This is a genomic window from Streptomyces sp. NBC_00207, from assembly GCF_045160965.1.
Lineage (GTDB): Bacteria > Actinomycetota > Actinomycetes > Streptomycetales > Streptomycetaceae > Streptomyces.
Genome location: NZ_CP130715.1, coordinates 3180011 through 3200063 on the forward strand (window position 1 = coordinate 3180011; position 20053 = coordinate 3200063).

Consider the following 20053-nt stretch of genomic DNA (forward strand, 5'->3'; position numbering starts at 1 on the left):
CCTCCGGACGGGTGACCATCCGACGATTCGCTCGTTCTGCTGAACGTGACTGCGCCGGATACCGCCACCCGCCCCCTGCCTCCCGTGTCTCCCGTGCCGCCGGACGTCGAGCAGGCCGAAGCCGCCATCGTCGAGCACTACCCGCGGCTGGTGCGGCTCGCCTATCTGGTGCTGCCGCCCGCCCTCGGCCGCAACCGGCGCGTGCTCACCGCCCACTCCCTCGTGCAGCGGGCGCTGCCGCGCGGGCGGCGGGACTCGGCGGCGGCCGCGGCGGCCGTGCAGGGCGGGGTTCCGGGCCAGCGGGCCGGGGCGGACGACTCCGGTTACGCCTACGTCCGGCTGCGCGTGCTGCGCGCCGCCCTGGAGGCGGGGATCCCGCTGACCTTCCGGGCGCTGCCCCGGCGCGCGCAGCTCCCGCCGCTGCTCCCCCAGGTGTGGGGGCTGCGGCTGTTCCCCCGCTCGGGCGGGGCCGAGGAGCTCGCCCTCGACCAGTGGCTGGCCACCCTCGACGGGCCCGGCCGGGCCGCCTGCGTGCTGCGGGCCCTGGAGCGGCTGCCCGAGCCGGAGGTGCTCCGGGTGCTCGACGAGGCGGGGGTGCCGGATCCGGCCGCCGCCGTCGCGGAGTCCGGGGATCCGGCGAACGACGCCCTGTTCGCCTCCCCCGAGTTCGACCCGTGCGTGCTCCAGGCCCGGCCCACCGACCTGCTGCGGCGGCGCCGGCTCGGCAGGGCCGCGCTGGCCGCCGCGGCCGCCCTCGCCGTGTGCGGGGCGCTGCTCGCGCTGCCCGGCGGGGGCTGGGGATCGGACGGGGCCGCCGCCCCGCTCTACTCCCGCAACGCCGAGGCCGAGCAGGCCCTGGATCCCGGGAAGCTGGTCCGGGCCGCGCCCACGCTCTGGCGCACGTCCTCCCGTACGGACTTCTCCACCTGGCCCGCCCGCGGGGACCGCGTCGACGACGAGGCCCTGCTGCGCCGGGCGCTGGCGGTCTGGGCCCGGCCCGGCTCCTCCGTGGTCGTCTCGGCCACCCCGGGATCCCCCGCCGGGCCGCCGATGGGGCCGGCGCAGCTGCTGTTCGCGGGCGCCGTCGACCAGGCCGTCGTGGTCCTGTTCCACGACGGCCTGCGGGTGGTCCGCTACGCCGAAGCGCGCACGGGGACCACCGGCGCCGCCCTCGACTTCGCCCGGACCGACGGCGCCACGGCCGACACCGCGACCGCTCTGGTGCTCAGCCGCGTCGACGGCAACGTCCGCTACCTCACCGCCCCCTGGGTCACCGGCGCGTCCCTGCGGGACCTGCTCAAGCCCGGCGGCCCGGCGGCGGTACTGAAGCCGGCTCCCGACGGGGTGACCCCGCCGGTCGCGAGCCCGGCCCCGGCGGGCAGCTGTACGAGCTGGAACGCCCTGTCCCTGACCGGCGACGGCACCACCCGGCTGATCACCGACCTCGGCGAACTGACCCCGGCCCGGCTGACGTCGGGCGCGCCGGGCGCCGAGCGGGACGTGACGGAGGCCGCGGAACTCGGGGACTGGTCGAAGATCGCCTGCCTGCTGCCCTCGGTGCGTTCGCACGGGGTCCGTACGGTCAACGCCTGGACGTACGCGAAGCAGCCGCTGCCGGAGGGCGACGGTACGGCGGCCTGGCTCTGTACGCGGGCCGAGACCTGGCAGGGAGCGGCGGACCGGGTGCAGGCGCAGTTCCTGGCCCCGGGCTCGGCGACGGCGGCGCAGGCGGCCAAGTCCGAGGGGTCCGTGGCGTGCGGGCCGCGGGAGCCGCGGGTGCTGGCGGGCGTGCTGTGGAAGTCGCGGGCGGGCCAGTGGTACGTCCTGGCGGCGGGCAGTGCGCAGTTCGCCTCGCTGTCGGTGTCGGGCGGCGGGGTGAGCGGGTCGTCGAACGGCAACCGGCTGGCGGTCAAGGCTCCGGCCGGTGCGCAGGTGGACCTGTCGGGCAGGCTGACGGACGGGACGAAGGCGGGGACGCTGCGCTAGGCGGGGAACGCACCGGGAGGGGGCGGCGGGCCGGGCTGCAGAGGCGGGTGAAGATTCAACGACCAAGCCCGGTCGAGGAGTTGGCGGGATCCGGACATGACGGTCGTAGCGTGCACATGGCATGATCGGCTTCCGGTTACCGATCGGTAATCCCCCACACCCCTCACCCGCCTGAAGGTCAACCACGTGCGCATGCTCGCCCGACGCCTCCTGCTCCCCGGCCTGACCGCCCTCGCGCTCGCCGCCACCGGCTGCTCCTCGACACCCCACACCGGCGCCGCCGAACCGGCCGCCCCCGCCCCCCTCACCCCGTCGGCCGACGGCACGTCCCAGCAGCTCGACGTGGCCGCGGCGCCACAGGGCTCGCCCACACCCGCGGCCGTGTCCCGGGGCGACGGCAAGGGCAAGACCGAGAAGTCCTCGCTGAAGGTCGCCTCCTACGACAGCAAGAGCGGACGGGCCGTCATATCCACGGCCCCCGAGGGGCCCACCCGCGCGCCGTCCCCGGGCAAGTCCCCCGAGGCCGCCAAGCCCGTCGCGGCGGGCGACGTCATCGCCAGCGCCCCGGCGCCGGGCGCCCCCAACGGCCTGCTCGCCAAGGTCACCGAGGTCGTCGGCAAGACCGACCGCGGCACCGAGGTCAAGACCGCCGCCACGACACTGAACTCCGTCCTGGGCGACGACAAGGCCGACGGCAAGGTCCCCGTCGACCCGGCAGCGGTCGTCGTCGAGCCCCTGATGAAGGGCGTCACCTTCTCCTGGGCCAAGGGCGACGGCCTGAAGTTCGGCCCCGAGGGCGCCAAGCTGCCGCTCGGGAACCTCCGGCTCGACGTCAACGCCTCCGTCGACACCGCCCCGGACGCGCCCGCCTCGGCCGGCGCCTCCGTCTCCGGCTTCGTCCAGCTCGCCCCGCAGGTCGAGTTCCAGTACGACGGCAGCAAGGGCGGCGGCGCCGGCCCGCGCGGCGCCTACCTCGGGATGAGCGGCGACTGGTCCTCGCAGTGGAAGCTCCAGGGCCGCGCCGCCGCGAGCACCGGAGCCCCCAAGCGGATCCCCTTCGCCAAGCTGCACAGCTCCCCGGTCATCCAGGTCGGCCCGGTTCCGGTCGTCGTCAACCTCGACCTGACCACCTACATCCAGGTGGAGGCCGACGGCCGCGTGACCCTCGACGTCCAGCAGGACGTCAAGGGCGACTTCAAGGTCGGCGGCAGCTACGCCTTCGGCAAGGGCTGGACGCCGGTCAGCACGTCGAACGTCCAGAGCACGCCGGTCCAGGCGACCGTCACCGCCAGCGGGCGCGTCAAGGGCGCGCTCGGCGCCGAGGCGTCCGTCGGCCTCTACGGCGCGGTCGGCGTCACCGCCGACTTCGCCCCCTACCTGCGCGGCGAGGCGGACGCCAAGGCGACCGCGTCCAGCGACGGCAAGACCTCCGTCAGCGGCGCCTGGGCGGTGTACGGCGGATTCGACCTGAGCGGCAACCTCCACCTCCAGCTGTCCCTGTTCGGCACGCCCGTATTCGAGCGCAAGATCCCGCTGGGCGCCCTGAACCGCGAGTGGGCGCTCGCGAGCGGAAACACCGGGCGGTAGCCGCACGGCGGCTTACGCCGGCCCCCTGCGCGAGAAGTCGGCGCAGGGGGCTTCTCACTCCCAGTACCCATCAGTACATTGACAGCATGTCTAATACGCCGCTCGCGCCCGCCCCCGTGGCGTCGGAACACGTGGACCTGAGGCCCCGGAACGTGTCCTTCGGCTGGGAGGACACCCCGCTCCACTGGCTGCCCGGCGAACCCTTCGCCGGACACATGATCAATGTGCTGCACCTGCTGCTCCCCGCGGGCGAACGCTGGTTCGTGCACGTCTACAAGCAGGTCCTCCCCCACATCAAGGACGAGCAACTGCGGGCCGACGTCGTCGGCTTCATCGGCCAGGAGGCCATGCACGCCACCGCCCACGACGACGTGCTCCCCCACCTGAAGCGGCTCGGGCTGGACCCCACCCCGTACACCGCGCAGGTGGACTGGCTGTTCGAGAAGCTGCTCGGCGACCGGACCCTCCCGCCGGGCAGGGCCCGGCACTGGTGGCTGATGGAGCGGGTCGCGATGATCGCGGCGATCGAGCACTACACGGCGTTCCTCGGCGACTGGGTGCTGAACGCCGACGCCCTGGACCGGCGGGGCGCCGACCCCACCATGCTGGACCTGCTGCGCTGGCACGGGGCGGAGGAGGTCGAACACCGCTCGGTGGCCTTCGACCTCTTCATGCACGTGGACGGCAACTACCGCCGCCGGGCCCGGACCTGGGCCACCGCCTTCACGGCCCTGGTCTTCCTGTGGCAGCGCGGCGTGCGCTTCTTCATGGAGAACGATCCGCAGCCGACCGGCGTCAAGGCCTCCTTCGGGCAGTTCTTCCGGGCGGGGCGGCAGGGAGTCCTGCCGTCCACCGGCGCCATGCTGAAGTCCATACCCACGTACCTCTCCCGCACGTACCACCCCTCCCAGGAGGGCTCGACGGCCCAGGCGGTGGCCTATCTCGCCACCTCCCCCGGTGCGAACGGCGGTGCCCGGGCATGAAGCGCGCCCTCGTGGTCACGGCGGTGGCCGGTGCGGCCTGGATGACCAGGCGCGCCCTGAACCGCCGCATCGGGAAGTCCCCGCTCTGGCCCCTGCCAGCCCTGGACACACCGGTCTCGGGCCACTCCCCGCGCCGTGCGCTGCGCGCACTGGTCGTCTCCCGTACGGAGCCGGCGGAGGGCGTGCTGCAACTGGCACTGGAATCCCCGGACCTCCCGGCGTGGACCCCGGGCGCGCACGTGGACGTCACCCTGCCCTCGGGGCTGGTCCGCCAGTACTCCCTGTGCGGCGACCCCGCGGACGGCGGCAGGTACACGATCGCGATCCGGCTGGTCGAGGACGGCCGCGGCGGCTCCCGCGAGGCGCACGACCAGCTGGTCGAGGGCGCCGAGCTGGAGCTGCGCCCGCCGCGCAACCGCTTCGGGCTGGTCCCGGCGCCCTCGTACGTCTTCGTCGCGGGCGGCATCGGCATCACCCCCATCCTGCCGATGCTCCGGGCCGCCACGGCGGCGGGCGCCGACTGGACCCTCCTGTACGGGGGCCGCTCCCTCGACTCGATGCCCTTCCTGGACGACCTCGCGGCCTACGGCGACCGGGTCACGGTCCATCCCGAGGACGAGGTGGGCCTGCCCGACCTGGCCCCGCTCGCCCAGGCGGCGCCGGGCACCCTGGTCTACTGCTGCGGACCCGAGCCGCTGATGCAGGCCGTCACGGCGGCGGCCCCGGACCCGGCGGCGGTCCACCTGGAACGCTTCTCGCCGGCGGCGGCGCCCGGCCCGGCGAAGCCCTTCACCGTCGAACTCCGACGCTCCGGACGGGTCGTCGAGGTCGCGGCGGACGAGACCACCCTGGCCGCGGTGCGCCGGGAGCTGCCCGCCACCCCGTACTCCTGCGAGCAGGGTTTCTGCGGGACCTGCCAACACCGCGTCCTGTCGGGCGCGGTGGACCACCGCGACGAGCTGCTCACGGACCAGGAGCGGGCGGACTCGATGCTGTTGTGCGTCTCGCGCGCGAAGGGGGACCGCCTCGTCCTGGACCTGTGAACGCTCCCCAGTAGGGTGTCCGCATGACAACCGGGGTGCGACGCAGGATGGGTGTCGAGGAGCGGCGGCAACAGCTGATCGGGGTGGCCCTGGAGCTGTTCAGCCACCGGTCGCCCGACGATGTGTCGATCGACGAGATCGCGGCGGCCGCGGGGATATCCCGGCCGCTCGTCTACCACTACTTTCCCGGCAAGCTCAGCCTGTACGAGGCCGCGCTGCGCCGGGCGGCCGACGAGCTGGCACTGCGCTTCGTGGAGCCCCGGGAGGGGCCCCTCGGGGCGCGGCTGCTGCGGGTGATGGGGCGGTTCTTCGCCTTCGTCGACGACCACGGGCCGGGTTTCTCGGCGCTGATGCGGGGCGGTCCGGCGGCCGGCAGCAGCCGGGCCAACGCGATGATCGACGAGGTCCGGCAGGCGGCGTACGAGCAGATCCTCACGCACCTGGGCATCGGGCTGGAGGATCCCCCGGCGCGGCTGGAGCTCGTGGTGCGGTCCTGGGTGTCGCTCGCCGAGTCCACGGCACTGATCTGGCTGGACGGTCGCAGGATCCCGCGGGGCGAGCTGGAACTGCAGCTGGTGCACGACTTCGCCGCGCTGGCCGCGGTGAGCGCCGCCTACGACGCGGAGATGGCGGGGATCCTCGTACGGATCCTGGCCGACGAGCCGGCCGACGGACCGTTCGGGGAACTGGTCGGGCGCCTCGGCGGGCTCGTTCCGGGCCCTTGATCATCGGCAGCACCTGATCACCGATAATGCCCGCGTGATCATTGACGACGGGATCTTGTTCCGGCGGGCCGCGGAGAAGGACGCCGGCACGCTGGTGCGGCTGTACGACCAGGCCGCCCGCTGGATGCGGAAGCACGGGATCGACCAGTGGAAGCCCGGTGACAAGGACGCCGCCCACTTCCGCTCGCGCATGGGCGACGGCGAGGTGTGGCTCGGCGGCGACTCGGACGGCCGGGTGATCGGGGCCTACGAGCTGTGGTGGTCCGACGAGGAGGCGTGGGGCGTCCAGCCTCCGGTGGCCGGGTACGTCCACCGCCTGATGGTGGAACGCGAGGCCGCCCCCGCCGGCGCCGGGCGCCGCCTGCTCGAACATGCCGAGCGGCGGATCGCCAGGACCGGACGGGAGCGGGCGCGGCTGGACTGCGTCTCCACCAACCCCCGGCTGCTCGCGTACTACCGGGGTGCGGGCTACCGGGTGGTCGGGGAGCTCCCCAACAAGGTGGGGAAGGACGGCAGGACCTACGGGGTGATCCTGCTGGAGAAGCGGCTGGACGAACTCACCGTCGTTTGAAGACCGAGACGGTGCGGGCGGGGACCGTGAACTCTCCTGTCGTGGTGTCGTACGCGGACTGCCTGACCGTGGGGTCGGAGCCGGCGGCCTGGACCGGGTGCAGCCGGTAGGCGGTGCCCGCGAGGGCGGGGACGCGCTGGGGCTGGGCGGTGGGGGTGGCGTTGAAGACCACCACCAGGTCGCCCAGGGTCATGGTGATCACGCCCGGGGTCTCGTCCTTGCCCGAGAGGGGGAAGGCCAGCCGCGACTGGACCGCCTCCGCCGTGGTGAGGGCGAACTCCGGCTCGGTGGTGCGGATCTTCAGCAGGTCGCGGTGGGCCGCCGCGGTGGCGGTGATGTCCCCGCAGGTGGGGGCCGGTCCCGTCAGGAGGGGCTTCGCGTGGAGCCACTTCGAGGCGTTGTCGGCGGCCGGCGGCAGGCCCCGGCCGAAGCCGTTGCCGCTGCGGCAGTCCCACTGGATCGCGTTGAACCAGTCGCCGCTGTCGTAGGAGTTGCGGTCCAGGGACTTGGAGCGCAGCAGGTCCGTGCCCGCCTGGGAGAGGGAGGGGCCCTGCGAGAGGGTGGCCGTCGCCATGGCCAGGACCTGCATGCGGGCCTTGTCCGCGTTGCTCGTGGCCGGCGGGAGCTTGTAGGTCAGGGCGTCGGCGAGGGTCTCGTTGTCGTGGGCGTCCGCGTAGGCGAGGGCGTCACCGGGGGCGGCCGCGTAGCCGGCCGGGGCCCCGTTGTAGTCCAGCTCGGAGCCCTTGGTGCGGCGGCCGGTGGTGTCGGTGAAGGCGTACGAGGCGAGGTTGCCCGACAGGCCCACCTTGATCAGGTCCTGGGCGTGCAGCAGGCGGGCCTTCTGCTCGGCCGGGGTGCCGTTGGCGGGCGAGGAGTTGGGGCTGGTGAACAGGCCCGAGGCGAAGCCCTGGACGCGCGGGTCCTCGTCGAAGGGGCCGCCGCCGCGGACCCCGTCGCGCGCCCGGTCGGAGAAGGTGGCGATGCCGGTTCCGGCCATGTTCTTCTGCGTGGCCTGCACGAAGCGGGCGTCGTCGGCGACCTCGCCGAAGTTCCAGCCCTCCCCGTAGAGCACGATCTTCTTGCCGTCGACCCCGTCCTTGGCGAGGGTCAGGCCGTCGAGGGCCGTGCGGACGGCCAGGATGTTGGCCTTCGGGTGGTGGCCCATCAGGTCGAAGCGGAAGCCGTCGACCTTGTACTCCTTCGCCCAGGTGACGATCGAGTCGACGACCAGGCGCCCCATCATGGCGTTCTCGGGGGCGGTGTTGGCGCAGCAGGTGGAGGTGGCGACGGAGCCGTCGGCCAGCAGGCGCTGGTAGTAGCCGGGGACGATGCGGTCGAGGACGGACTTGTCCGACTGGCCGGCGGCGACGGTGTGGTTGTAGACCACGTCCATCACCGTGCGCAGCCCGGACCCGTTCAGGGACTGGACCATCCTGCGGAACTCGACGGTGCGGGCCGTGCCGTTCGGGTCGCTCGCGTAGCTGCCCTCGGGGACGGTGTAGTGCAGCGGGTCGTAGCCCCAGTTGTACGCGTCCTTCGCGGCCGCGGCGGCCACGCAGGCCTGCTGCTCCTGCGAGTCCGGCGCGTACACCGCGAGGTCGCAGGCGGGCTCGGTGCGGTCCGCCGGCTTCTCCGGGATGGTGCCGATGTCGAAGGCCGGGAGGAGGTGGACGTACGAGGTTCCGGCGGTGGCCAGGTCGCGCAGGTGCTGCATGCCCGCCGAGGCGGTGTCGGTGAAGGCGAGGTACTGGCCGGGGTGGGTGCTGGTGCGGTCCGCGACGGAGAAGTCGCGGATGTGGAGCTCCTGGATCTGCGCGGAGGTGAAGGGGACGGGTGCGGGCTTGCGCAGGTCCTTCCAGCCGGGCGGGGCGAGCTTCGGGTCGGCCAGGTCCACGGCCAGGCTGTGGGTGGAGTCGGCGGTCAGGGCGGTGGAGTACGGGTCGGTGACCAGGTTGCGGACGATCTGCCCGGTGGTCGGGGCCCAGACGGTGACGGCGTAGCGGTACGGCTTCCCGGTCCAGGAGCGCTCGCCGCGCACCGACCAGACGCCGGTGGCGTCGTCGCGGCGCATGGCGACCGTGCGGCCGTCGAGTTCGAGGGAGACCTGCTGGGCGGTGGGGGCCCAGACGGAGAGGGTGGGGCGGCCGTCCTTGAAGACCGGGCCGAGGGCCGCGGTCGTCGCGTACAGGTCGTCCAGGACGCCGGCGAGCTGGACGCCGGTGGCGGCGAGGACGGCGCCGTTCGCGGCGCGGGCACTGGCGACGAGCTGGCCGCGCAGGGCCTCGCGGACCCGGTCGCGGTCGCGCGGGTCGACGGTGTACGCGGCGTACGCGGACAGGTGCGGGAACTTCTTCTTCTGGGCGGCGGTGAGCTCGGCCCGGTTCAGCCGCAGCCACTGGGCGGGGCCGGTCAGGGTGCCGTTCTCCGCCTTGACTGCGCCTTCGCGGGAGGCGAGGAGCTGGACGGAGGCGGCGGCCGCGGGGGCGTTCCAGGCCAGGGTGTCGCGGTCGATCCAGACCGCCTGGGACTTGGTGAGGTCCAGGGCGGCCGAGGAGCCGGCGGGCTGCGGGAGGAGGTACTTCTCCTTTCCGCCGAGCATCCAGACCTCGTGGCCGGTGGCCTTCAGGTCCAGGGACTGGTCGGAGGGGAGGTCCTTCTCGTCGCCCTTGTGGAGGATGTAGCCGAGGCTGGTGGCGCCGGCCGAGAGCGGGACCTCGTAGACCGCGCCGTAGGAGTCGGTGCGGGCGGGCAGCAGCGGCTTGGACCAGTCGGTCGGGGTCGCGGCGCCGGTCCAGACGTGCAGGCCCCAGCCGTCGTAGGCGCCGTCGGGGCGCTGGTAGTGCAGGACGGCCTTGGCCTGGTCCTGCGGCGGGTAGGCCGGGCGGTCGGTGCGGGCGGGCTCCTTGCCCTGCTCCAGCCAGATCTCGCCGGTCTTCGTCACGTCGATGGTGCGGTCGGCGGCGACGTCCTTGTTGCCGTCCTTGTCGATGACGAGGTAGCCGACGGAGGAGGCGCCGGGCTTCAGCCTGACGTACGCGAAGGCGCCGTAGGCGTCGCGGCCGGTGAAGCCGTGGCCCTCGGGCCAGGGGGTGGCTTCGCCGTCGGCGAGGTCGCCCCAGGCGTAGAGCCGCCAGTTCGTGTAGTCGCCGTCGGGGCGGTTGTAGTGGACGACGGCGTAGTCGCGCTGGGTGGCGGTGGGGATCCCGGCGGGCGGGGCCTGGCCGGCGACGGATTCGGCGAGGGCGCTCGCGGTGCGGCCGGCGGCGTCGACCACGACGGCCTTGTAGCGCAGGGCGGTGCCGGCCGGGGCGGTGACGTGCTGGGTGACCTTGTAGGGGGCGTGGTCGGCGGAACCGAGCACCTGCCACTTGTCGTTGCCGCTCTGCGCGGCGAAGACGACCCGGTTCAGGCCGCCGCCGGTGACGTCGGCGGAGAGCTCGACGGTGCCGGTGGCGCCGGGGGCCGGGGCCTTGAGGCTGAGGGAGGGCTTGGCGGTGGGGGCGGCGAGGGGGGCGACGGCCTGGAGGACCACCGAGCCGTAGGCGGGGACGACGACGGTGAGCTTGCCCGCAGCGGAGGCGCGGAGCAGGGCGGTGCCGCCGTAGAGGGTGCGGTACTGGGCGCCGGCCGGGGCGTCGATCTCGACGGTGCGGGACTCGGCTCCGTTGTTGGCGGCGACCAGGTACTCGGTGCGGCTGCGGGCGTCGGTGCGCGCGAAGGCATAGACGGAGCCGTCGGCGAGGCGCTCGCTCTGGATGCCGTCGCGCAGGGCGGGGTGGGCCTTGGTCAGCTTCGCGAGAGCACTGATCTGCTTGTAGAGGGGGTGCTCCGGATCGTAGGCATCGCTCGCATGCGTGCGCACCGTTCCGAGCTGGTCGTCGTCCAGGTAGTCGGCGACCTGCGAGGCGAAGAGCGGCTGGCGGGAGTCCTTGTCGCCGCCCGCGCCCGTGAAGCCCTGCTCGTCACCGGAGTAGATCACCGGGTTGCCCCGGGAGAGGAACATCAGCTCGTTGGCCAGCCGGTAGCGGTCCAGCAGCTCCTGCTCCCCCGCGCCCGGCCGGTCCTGCTTCAGGAAGGTGCCGAAGCGGCCCATGTCGTGGTTGCCGAGGAAGGTCACCTGCTCGTAGGCGTTGGCCTTGTCGCTGGTGTACCGGTAGTCGTCGCCCAGGACAGAGGCCAGCCGGCCGGCCCCCGCGCCCTGGGAGGCGTACGCGCGGATGGCGTCCTGCAGCGGGAAGTCGAGGGTGGCGTCGAGGCGCCCGCGGGTCACGTACGGGGAGGTGACGGCGGTGTCGGCGGAGTAGACCTCGCCGAACATGAAGAAGTCGTCACGGCCGCGCTTCGCCGCGTACTGGTCGAGGGCGGTCGCCCACTGCGTCCAGAACTCGGTGTTGACGTGCTTGACGGTGTCGATCCGGAAGCCGTCGATGCCGAAGTCCCTGACCCACTTCTCGTAGATCTTCTCCATGCCGTCGACGACCTCGGGACGCTCGGTCCACAGGTCGTCGAGGCCGAAGAAGTCGCCCTGGTCGGAGGATTCGCCGGCGAAGGTGGAGTCGCCCCGGTTGTGGTACATCGTCGGGTCGTTGAGCCAGGCGGGGACCTTGAGGTTCTTCTTCGCGTCCGGCACGAAGGGGGTCCTCGGGAAGGACTCCCCGTCCACCTTGGGGAACTTCCCCTTCCCCGCCGCGTAGTCCTTGTCGTCGAAGGGCACGCCGTCCTTCGTCAGGTACGGGAACGCCCCCTTCGACAGGTACGAGTAGGACGCCTCCCGGTAGTCGACGACGTCCGCGGTGTGGTTGGTGATGACGTCGAAGAAGACCTTCATCCCCTTCCCGTGCGCCGTGTCGATCAGCCGCTCCAGGTCGGCGTTGGTGCCGAAGTGCGGGTCGACCTGGGTGAAGTCGGTGATCCAGTAGCCGTGGTAGCCGGCGGAGACGTCATCGCCCTTGCCCTGCACCGGCTGGTTCTTGAAGATCGGCGCCATCCAGATGGCGGTGGTGCCGAGCCCCTTGATGTAGTCCAGCCGGTCGGTGAGCCCTTTGAGGTCACCGCCCTGGTAGAAGCCCTTGTCCTTCGGGTCCAGGCCGGTTTCCAGGCGGGAGCCGGTCAGGCCGCCCCGGTCGTTGCGCGGGTCGCCGTTCGCGAACCGGTCCGGGAGCACGAAGTAGAACTGGTCCCGGGTCAGGTCGTGGCGGGCCGGCTCGGCGGCCAGCTTCGCGTCCGAGGGCGGGGCGGGCGGCTTCGCGGCGGCAGCGGCCGCGGCGGGGAGGGCGGGCAGGAGCGTCACGGCCAGGGCGGCGGCGAGCACTCCTGCGGCAGGGCGTATCAAGGCGGGTCTCCTTGTGTACGTGTCGCAGGGATGAGGGCCGCCCGGCGGTGGCGGGGAGAGAGTGGTGCCGGGCGGCCCTGGTCGGTGGAGCGGCGGCTCAGTTGCGCCAGGTGTCGGTCAGCGCGACCTTGCCGCTCGCGGGGACGGTGGCGGTGCGGTTCGCGCCGCTCTCCCAGGTGACGTTGCCGGCGGCGTCCTTGCGGACGTACTTGTACGCGAAGGACGTGCCGGCCGGGAGGGTGACGTCGAGCTTCCAGACCGGGTAGGCGGCCGCGTCGAGCTTGAGGGCGGCGGCGGTGTTCCAGGCGCCGAGCTCGGCCCGGTCACCGGTGACGTAGATGTTCTGGCCGGGAACGGTGGTGGCGTTGACGGCGAAGGAGGCCCCGGCGGAGCCCGCCGGGGTACCGGAGCAGGTACGGGCCCCGGCGTGCAGGGCGAGGGCCGTCCCGGCCGCGACGGTGGCGGTGAACTGCCCGCCCGAGCCGACGGTGACCGTCCGCCCGCTCTGCACGTCGCAGTAGTCGCCGCCCGGCAGCGAGGTCTGGAAGGTCCGGGTCAGGGCGGAACCCTCGTGGTTGATCACCACGTACGCCTTGGTGCCGCGCCCGAAGGCGATCTGGTCGCCGCCGTTGTCCCACCAGTTGCCGACGGACTGGCCGCGGGCCGTGTTGCGGAAGCCGACCATGGAGGAGATCTCCCGCCAGGCGTGCTGGCACTTCCAGCCGTCGGCGTAACAGGCGCTCACCGCACCGCCGTTCGGCGGGCCGGCGTCCTTGTCGGTCCACTCGTAGCCGGAGTGCACGTCGGGCGAGCCGTACGGCCAGGCCAGCGCGAAGACACTGGCCAGCGTGTAGGCGGACCCGTCCTTGTAGCTGAGGGTGTCGCCGCCCCGCTCGGTGTCGTGGTTGTCGACGAAGACCCCGGCCTGCCCGCTGGGCATGTAGCCCCAGGCCTCGCCGAAGTTCTTCAGGTAGGCGAGGTTCTCGCTCTGGAAGACCCGCTTGAGGTCCCGGGCGTACCGGAACTCCTGCACGTCCCCGTTGCCGAGGTACTCGCTCGGCGAGACGGCCTCCCCGGCCCCGTGTATCGCCTCCTGCTTCCAGTACACGCCGGGGTTGGTGAGCCGGGACTTGATGTTGGCGAGGTCGGCGGCGGGCATGTGCTTGGCGGCGTCGATCCGGAGGCCGTCCACGCCCAGCGACAGCAGGTCGTTCAGGTACCCGGCGATGCGCCCGCGCACGTGGTCCTCACCGGTGTCCAGGTCGGCGAGCTGCACGAGCTCGCAGTTCTGGACGTTGCCACGGTCCTGGTAGTTCGAGATCGAGGCCCGGCAGTCGTCCATGTCGGCGCCGGAGTAGAGGCCCGGGTAGTTGTACTTCGTGTACGAAGTACCGCCGGTGCCCGTGAAGGTGGCGCCGGCGTCGGCCGGGCCGGCCATGTGGTTGATGACGGAGTCGGCGACGACCTTGACGCCCGCGGCGTGACAGGTGTCGACCATGGCCTTGAAGGCGGCCCGGTCCCCGAGCCGCCCGGCGATCTTGTAACTGACGGGCTGGTACGAGGTCCACCACTGCGCGCCCTGCACGTGCTCCTGCGGCGGCGACACCTGCACGTACCCGTACCCGGCGGGCCCGAGGGAATCGGTGCAGGCCTTGGCGACGGAGTCGAAGCGCCACTCGAACAGGACGGCGGTGACGTCCTTCTCACCGGGCGGCGCGGCGGCGGCCTGCGGCCCGAGGCCCGTGAGGGTGGCCGCGGCAAGTGCGGTGGTGGCGCAAAATGTTGCAGCTCTGACGGCTCTGGCAGGCATGCGGGGGGCCTCCTGGCGGAAGAGGTGGGGATTGGAGCGACCGTAGGGGCCAGGTAGGAGCCCTGCAAGAGTTTGCGCAAGAGATTGCAGAATTGTTTCCGAGGCGTGTCCTGCTACACGGCGCCCCTGGACTCCGGCCCCGGCACAGCGAGTTCACGCCTCGGGACACGGTCGCGACACCCTCCCCCCGCCGGGTACGGGCACCCGACGTACGGGCCGGGCCCCACGGCCGGCCTCACCCGCGACCGGCATCGCCCGCGGGGGTGGAGTACGTACGGGACGGGAACATCCGGTCACACCGGGCGGGATGTTTTTCGACCGGCGACAATAACTCGATCTCAATTCCTGCCCGATTACTGCTGAACGGGCGCTTCTCCATCCGGACCGGCGTGCGGCGACAGCACCCTCCGAACCGGCGCGATATGCCTTCGAGGACACACGGCGTCGACGGAAGGCTGAAGACGATGGTCGGGCGAAGGAATTTCCTCATGGCCGGGGCCGCCGGGGGTGCGGCCATGCTCTCGGGGAGCGGTCAGGGACAGGCGCACGCGGATCCCGGTCCCGGCCATCATCACGGTCACGAACCGGCGCCTTCGGACGCCCCGATTCCGAAGACTCCTCCGCTGGAGAAGTTCGTCGACCCGCTGCCCACGCCGGAGACGGCCGTCCCGGACACCTCCGCCTATCCGGGCGCGGACTACTACGAGTTCACGATGCGGCCCGGCACCTGGCAGTTCCACCGGGACCTCGGGCCGGCCGACGTGTGGGGCTACTGGGCCAAGAATCCGGACGATCGCCACCGGCCGATCGGCATGGGCTATCTCGGGCCGACCATCAGCGTCATCAAGGACCAGCCGACGGTCGTCAAGTACCGGAACAAGCTGCCGACCACGCACCTCTTCCAGTTCGTCATCGACGCGATTCGCAGCGGGGACCCCCAGCTCGCCCCGATCGCCCCGCCTCCCTACACGAGCGAGCCGCCCTTTCCCGAGAACGTCAACGTATGGAACGTCGTGCACCAGCACGGCGGTTTCACACCACCGCAGTCCGACGGAATGCCCCTGCATTCGTTCAGCCCGGACGGTATCCACGCCGAGTCCTACACCACGCTGGAACCGGACCGCGTCAAACGCAACGAAGCGATCTGCGCGTACACCAACCACGAGCGCTCGTCCATGCTCTGGTACCACGATCACGGCATGGGGATGACCAGCGTCAACGTCTATGCGGGCCTCGCCGGCCTGTACCTCATCCGCGACCCCGCCGACGAGCGGCTCGGGCTGCCGCAGGGCGAGTTCGAGGTCCCCCTCATCCTGCAGGACCGGACCTTCCACCCGGACGGCAAGCTCGCCTACACCATGACCCAGCAGGAGGGCGAGGACACCCCGGTCGTCAACGGCAAGGCGTACCCCTTCCTGGCCGTCGAACCGCGGCGCTACCGGCTGCGGATCCTCAACGCCTCGAACGAGCGCTTCTGGCGGCTGAGGATCGACCCTCCCAGGGACGTGGTGCTCCAGCCCAATCTTCCGTTCTGGCTGATCGGCACCGACGGCGGATTCCGCGCCCCGCTGCAAATGCTGAATTTCCTGATCGGGCCGGCCGAGCGGTACGACCTGATCGTCGACTTCAGCGGGATGCCCATGGGCTCGAAGTTCACGCTGACGAACTACCACGCACCGGTGCACTACCCGGGCGTGCCCGGCCAGGGACCGGAGATCTCGGAAGTCATGCAGTTCCAGGTCACCAAGCCGCTGTCCGGTGCGGACCGGACGACGCCGCCCAGGAAGCTGAAACTGCCGGCGGTCGCACCCATCGAGCCGGAAACGGAGATCCACCGGCGGGAATGGGTCGTGTACCAGCACAAGCTCTTCAGCACCATGACGTTCAACGCGGTGCCCTTCATGGAGCCGTCCCAGGACTTCATCAAGGCCGGTGAGAAGGAGATCTGGGAGTACGTCAATCCCAACCACGACGCCCACCCGATGCACGTCCACCTCGTCAACTTCCAAGTGCTGAACAGGCAGCCGATCGACGCGGCGGCCTACCAGGCGGATTACGAGAAGTGGATCGACGGGGGCCGCAAGGCGGCGGACAAGCCGGTCCTGGGGAACTACTTCACCGGCCCGCCGATCCCGCCGGACCCGGACGAAGCGCTCTCCTACAAGGACACCTTCAAGTCCTATCCGGAGACGGTGACCAGAATCGTCACCGACCCGTGGAGCCCGCCGATGGAAGAGATCGCCGGGATTCCGAACAGCGCAACCGTGCTCCCGGCGACGTACGTCCACCACTGCCACCTCCTCGAACACGAGGACGACGACCTGATGCGCCCGTTCACGATCGTCGACCCCGGCGCCCCCGACGTGGAACCGGGCGGCGACGGCGGCCACGGCGGCGGTCACGGCCACTGACGGCATCGCCCGTCGGCGGCAGGCTCCCGGCGGGGCGGAACAGGCCCGCACCGCCCCGCCGGAAGGTCTACGGCACCTGCGCCGTCGAGCCCCGGACCACCAGCTCCGGCTGGAAGACGTACTCCGTGCGCTGGACCGGGGTGCCCGAGACGGCCTCCAGGAGCGCGCCCACCGCTGCCGTCGCCATCGCGCGCACCGGCTGGCGGACCGTCGTCAGCGGCGGATCCGTGAACGCGATCAGCGGGGAGTCGTCGAAGCCGACCACCGACACGTCCTGCGGCACCCGCAGGCCCCGCTCGCGCGCCGCGCGGATGACGCCCAGCGCCATCGGGTCGCTTCCGCACACGATGCCCGTGCAGCCGCGGTCCAGCAGGGCCATGCCCGCCGCGTGGCCGCCCTCCACCGTGAACAGGGTGCGCTGGATCAGGCCTTCCGCCTCCGCCTCCGGCACGGCGGCGAGGAACCCCTGCTCCTTGCGCGCCGACGGCACGTACCGCGTCGGGCCGATCGCCAGGCCGATCCTGCTGTGGCCCAGGTCCTCCAGGTGCCGCACGGCCATGTCGGCCGCCGCCCGGTCGTCCGGGGAGACGAAGGGCGCGCTGATCTGCTCGTTGAAGCCGTTGATCAGCACGAAGGGGACCCCGCGCGCGGCGAGCCGCTGGTAGCGGGACGGGTCCGCGTGGGAGTCCGCGTGCAGGCCCGACAGGAAGACCATCCCCGTGACCCCGCGCGCCTCCAGCTGCTCCACCAGCTCGTCCTCGGTGGCCCCGCCGGGGGTCTGCGTGCACAGCACCGGCGTGTACCCGTGCCCGGCCAGCGCCTGCTCTATGACCTGCGCGAAGGCCGGGAAGATCGGGTTGGTGAGCTCCGGGATCAGCAGTCCGACCAGGCCGTTGCTGCGCCGCTTGAGCCGTACGGGCCGCTCGTAGCCGAGCAGGTCGAGCGCGGCCAGCACCTTGTGCCGGGTGCCGGCCGCGACGCCCGCCTTGCCGTTGAGCACGCGGCTGACCGTCGCCTCGCTGACCTGGGCCTGCGCGGCGATGTCCGTCAGCCGGAGGGGGGAGGTCACCCCGACGTCACCCGCCACCACACCGTGGTGTCGGCCGGCAGCACGCCGTCCTCGACCGCCTCGCCGCTGGAGAGCAGGGCCTCGCCGGCGACGGGGAACCGTACCGCCGTGCCGGTGGTGTTGGCGGTGCAGAGGAAGTTCCCGCGGCGGAAGACCAGGACTCCGGCGGGAGCCTCCTGCCAGTCCACCGACTCGCCCGCGCCCAGGTCCGGGCGCTCGCGGCGCAGCCGCAGGGCGGTCCGGTACAGCTCCAGGGTGGAGGACGGGTCGCCGGTCTGCGCCTCCACGCTCAGCTCCGCCCAGGAGTCCGGCTGCGGGAGCCAGCTGCCGCCGGTGCCGAAGCCGTACGGGGCCTGCGTACCCGACCACGGGATGGGGACCCGGCAGCCGTCGCGGAAGCCGTCCTGTCCCGCCGCGCGGAAGAACGACGGGTCCTGGCGGACCTCGTCCGGCAGGTCGGTGACGTCGGGCAGGCCGAGCTCCTCGCCCTGGTAGACGTACGCCGAACCGGGCAGCGCCAGCATGAGCAGGCTCGCCGCGCGGGCCCGCCGCAGACCGAGCTCGCGGTCCCCGGGCTCACGCAGCTGGGTGCCGAGGCCGGCCGGGTTGGCGAAGCGGGTGGCGTGCCGGGTCACGTCGTGGTTGGACAGCACCCAGGTGGTGGGGGCGCCGACCGGGCGCATCGCGGCCAGCGAGCCGTCGATGACCTCGCGGAGCGCCGTCGCCTCCCAGTCGCTGGTCAGGTACTGGAAGTTGAACGCCTGCTGCATCTCGTCGGGGCGGACGTAGCGGGCCGTGCGCTCGACGGTCGGGGTCCATGCCTCGGCGACCAGGACGCGGTCGCCCTCGTACTCGTCGAGGATCCGGCGCCAGGAGCGGTATATCTCGTGGACGCCGTCCTGGTCGAAGAAGGGCATGACGTCGTTGCCGAGCAGCTTGAGCTGGTCCCTGGCACCGAGGTCGGGCAGTCCGGGCGCCTTGACCAGGCCGTGGGCCACGTCGACGCGGAAGCCGTCGGCGCCGAGGTCGAGCCAGAAGCGCAGGATCGAGCGGAACTCGTCCTGGACGGCCGGGTGCTCCCAGTTGAAGTCGGGCTGCTCGGGTGCGAAGAGGTGCAGGTACCACTCTCCGTCGGCGACCCGGGTCCAGGCGGGCCCGCCGAAGATCGACTCCCAGTCGTTGGGCGGCAGTTCGCCGTTCTCACCCTTGCCGGGACGGAAGTGGAAGCGCTCCCGCAGCCGGGACCCGGAGCCTTCGCGCAGTGCCTGCTTGAACCATTCGTGCTGGTCGGAGCAGTGGTTCGGGACGAGGTCGACGATGATGCGCAGGCCCAGTCCGTGGGCCTCGCGGATCACGGCGTCGGCGTCGTGCAGGGTGCCGAACATCGGGTCGATGGCCCGGTAGTCGGCGACGTCGTAGCCGGCGTCGGCCTGCGGGGAGGCGTAGAAGGGGCTGAGCCAGACGGCGTCGACGCCCAGCTCCTTGAGGTAGGGCAGGCGGCTGCGGATGCCTTCGAGGTCCCCCATGCCGTCCCCGTTGGAGTCGGCGAAGCTGCGCGGATAGACCTGGTAGATCACCGCGTCTCTCCACCAGCCGGGCAGGGTGCCGGTGGAGGTGGGAAGTGCGTCGGCGAGGTGCTGGGTCATGTCGTCCTTGGAGAGGTCGGGCCGGTGATGCGGGAGCAGGCGGGTGGTCAGCCCTTGGTGGCGCCTGCGGTCATCCCGGCGACGAGGTGGCGCTGGGCGAAAACGAAGAAGATCGCCGCGGGGATGGCGATGAGGACCGATGCGGCGCTCATCGCACCCCAGTTGGAGGTGTACTGGGTGACGAAGGTCTGCAGGCCGCCGGCCAGGGTGAGGTTCTCCTCGCCGACCATGAAGGCGGAGGCGTACGCGACCTCGCCCCAGGCGGTGATGAAGGCGTAGAAGCCGGTGACGGCGAGGCCGGGCTTGGCCAGCGGCAGGATCAGCCGCCAGAAGGTGCCGAAGGGGTTGAGCCCGTCGACCCGGCCGGATTCGTCGATCTCCACCGGGATGGTGTCGAAGAAGCCCTTCATCATCCAGGCGCAGAACGGCACGGCGATGGTGAGGTAGGTGATGATCAGGCCGATCGGCTGGTTGAGCAGGCCGAGGTCGCCCATCAGGTTGTAGAGCGGCACGATGAGGATGGCCATGGGGAACATCTGCGTGATGAGCAGGGTCCACATGAGCGGCTTCATGCCGGGGAACTTGAAGCGGCTGACCGCGTATCCGGTGGTGGCGGCGATGAACACACCGAGGACGGTGGTGACGCCGGCGACCAGGACGGAGTTCCCGAACCAGCTGAGGAAGTGGCTCGACTCCAGCAGGTACGTGTAGTTGCCGAGGGACGGTTCCTTGATGAAGTCCGTGGTGACCGCGTGCTCGGCGGGCTTGAGGGAGGTCAGCAGGATCCACAGCACCGGGAACACGGCGATGACGGACGCGCCGAGCAGGGTGAGGTGCAGTCCTACGGAGGCGAGCGGGGAACGGCTGCCCCGGGTACGAGCGTCGGTCAT

Annotated in this window: 12 protein-coding genes; 7 read left to right on the forward strand and 5 right to left on the reverse strand. The window is 71.9% G+C overall.

Translation table 11 applies throughout. The features are described from left to right. Positions 1–45 precede the first annotated feature (45 nt). From OG472_RS15145 to OG472_RS15170, 6 genes are all read left to right on the forward strand, one after another. Complete coding sequence (locus tag OG472_RS15145; RefSeq protein ID WP_405829842.1) at positions 46–1986, forward strand: hypothetical protein; 1941 nt, start codon at positions 46–48, stop codon at positions 1984–1986. 186 nt (positions 1987–2172) lie between these two features. Next, the gene (locus tag OG472_RS15150) at positions 2173–3573 is read left to right on the forward strand and encodes a hypothetical protein (protein ID WP_405941536.1); all 1401 of its coding nucleotides are present in this window, start codon (positions 2173–2175) and stop codon (positions 3571–3573) included. Between the two features lie 86 nt (positions 3574–3659). After that, entirely contained in the window at positions 3660–4556 is an 897-nt protein-coding gene (locus tag OG472_RS15155; RefSeq protein WP_405829846.1) for a metal-dependent hydrolase, read from the forward strand. Then, positions 4553–5599, forward strand: coding sequence for a PDR/VanB family oxidoreductase (locus OG472_RS15160; RefSeq protein WP_405829848.1), 1047 nt, complete (start codon positions 4553–4555; stop codon positions 5597–5599). Before OG472_RS15155 ends, OG472_RS15160 begins: the two co-directional genes overlap by 4 nt. A gap of 23 nt (positions 5600–5622) precedes the next feature. Continuing rightward, the gene (locus OG472_RS15165; protein ID WP_383572195.1) at positions 5623–6324 is read left to right on the forward strand and encodes a TetR/AcrR family transcriptional regulator; all 702 of its coding nucleotides are present in this window, start codon (positions 5623–5625) and stop codon (positions 6322–6324) included. Between the two features lie 34 nt (positions 6325–6358). Beyond that, positions 6359–6895 carry a GNAT family N-acetyltransferase gene (locus tag OG472_RS15170; protein WP_405941537.1) on the forward strand — a complete coding sequence of 179 codons (537 nt, stop codon included), beginning with the start codon at positions 6359–6361 and terminating at the stop codon, positions 6893–6895. On the opposite strand, the gene pulA is transcribed toward OG472_RS15170, so the two are convergent. Both pulA and OG472_RS15180 read right to left on the reverse strand, forming a co-directional pair. After that, positions 6882–12227, reverse strand: coding sequence for a pullulanase-type alpha-1,6-glucosidase (pulA, locus tag OG472_RS15175; RefSeq protein WP_405941538.1), 5346 nt, complete (start codon positions 12225–12227; stop codon positions 6882–6884). The genes OG472_RS15170 and pulA overlap by 14 nt on opposite strands. Before the next feature lie 97 nt (positions 12228–12324). Further along, positions 12325–14037, reverse strand: a complete 1713-nt coding sequence (locus OG472_RS15180; RefSeq protein WP_401601473.1) for a carbohydrate-binding module family 20 domain-containing protein — start codon at positions 14035–14037, stop codon at positions 12325–12327. A 488-nt stretch (positions 14038–14525) separates the two neighbouring features. Here OG472_RS15180 and OG472_RS15185 point away from each other — a divergent pair, with 488 nt between their 5' ends. Further along, entirely contained in the window at positions 14526–16448 is a 1923-nt protein-coding gene (locus OG472_RS15185) for a multicopper oxidase family protein (RefSeq protein WP_405941539.1), read from the forward strand. A 67-nt stretch (positions 16449–16515) separates the two neighbouring features. Here OG472_RS15185 and OG472_RS15190 read toward each other — a convergent pair whose 3' ends face one another. From OG472_RS15190 to OG472_RS15200, 3 genes are read right to left on the reverse strand one after another with little or no spacing between them, the layout of a single operon-like run. Continuing rightward, positions 16516–17517: a LacI family DNA-binding transcriptional regulator gene (locus OG472_RS15190; protein ID WP_383572180.1), complete on the reverse strand. Its 1002-nt coding sequence runs from the start codon at positions 17515–17517 to the stop codon at positions 16516–16518. Continuing rightward, positions 17514–19163, reverse strand: a complete 1650-nt coding sequence (locus OG472_RS15195; RefSeq protein ID WP_405941540.1) for a glycoside hydrolase family 13 protein — start codon at positions 19161–19163, stop codon at positions 17514–17516. The genes OG472_RS15190 and OG472_RS15195 overlap by 4 nt, the downstream gene beginning before the upstream one ends. A 47-nt stretch (positions 19164–19210) precedes the next feature. Continuing rightward, a complete protein-coding gene (locus OG472_RS15200) occupies positions 19211–20053 on the reverse strand; it encodes a sugar ABC transporter permease (protein ID WP_401601478.1) in 843 nt (280 codons plus the stop codon).

Coding starts and splice junctions, on each gene's coding strand:
- OG472_RS15155 (WP_405829846.1), top strand. CDS start 3,660: ATGTCTAATACGCCGCTCGCGCCCGCCCCCGTGGCGTCGGAACACGTG.
- OG472_RS15160 (WP_405829848.1), top strand. CDS start 4,553: ATGAAGCGCGCCCTCGTGGTCACGGCGGTGGCCGGTGCGGCCTGGATG.
- OG472_RS15165 (WP_383572195.1), top strand. CDS start 5,623: ATGACAACCGGGGTGCGACGCAGGATGGGTGTCGAGGAGCGGCGGCAA.
- OG472_RS15180 (WP_401601473.1), bottom strand. CDS start 14,037: ATGCCTGCCAGAGCCGTCAGAGCTGCAACATTTTGCGCCACCACCGCA.
- OG472_RS15185 (WP_405941539.1), top strand. CDS start 14,526: ATGGCCGGGGCCGCCGGGGGTGCGGCCATGCTCTCGGGGAGCGGTCAG.
- OG472_RS15195 (WP_405941540.1), bottom strand. CDS start 19,163: ATGACCCAGCACCTCGCCGACGCACTTCCCACCTCCACCGGCACCCTG.
- OG472_RS15200 (WP_401601478.1), bottom strand. CDS start 20,053: ATGACCGACGCTCGTACCCGGGGCAGCCGTTCCCCGCTCGCCTCCGTA.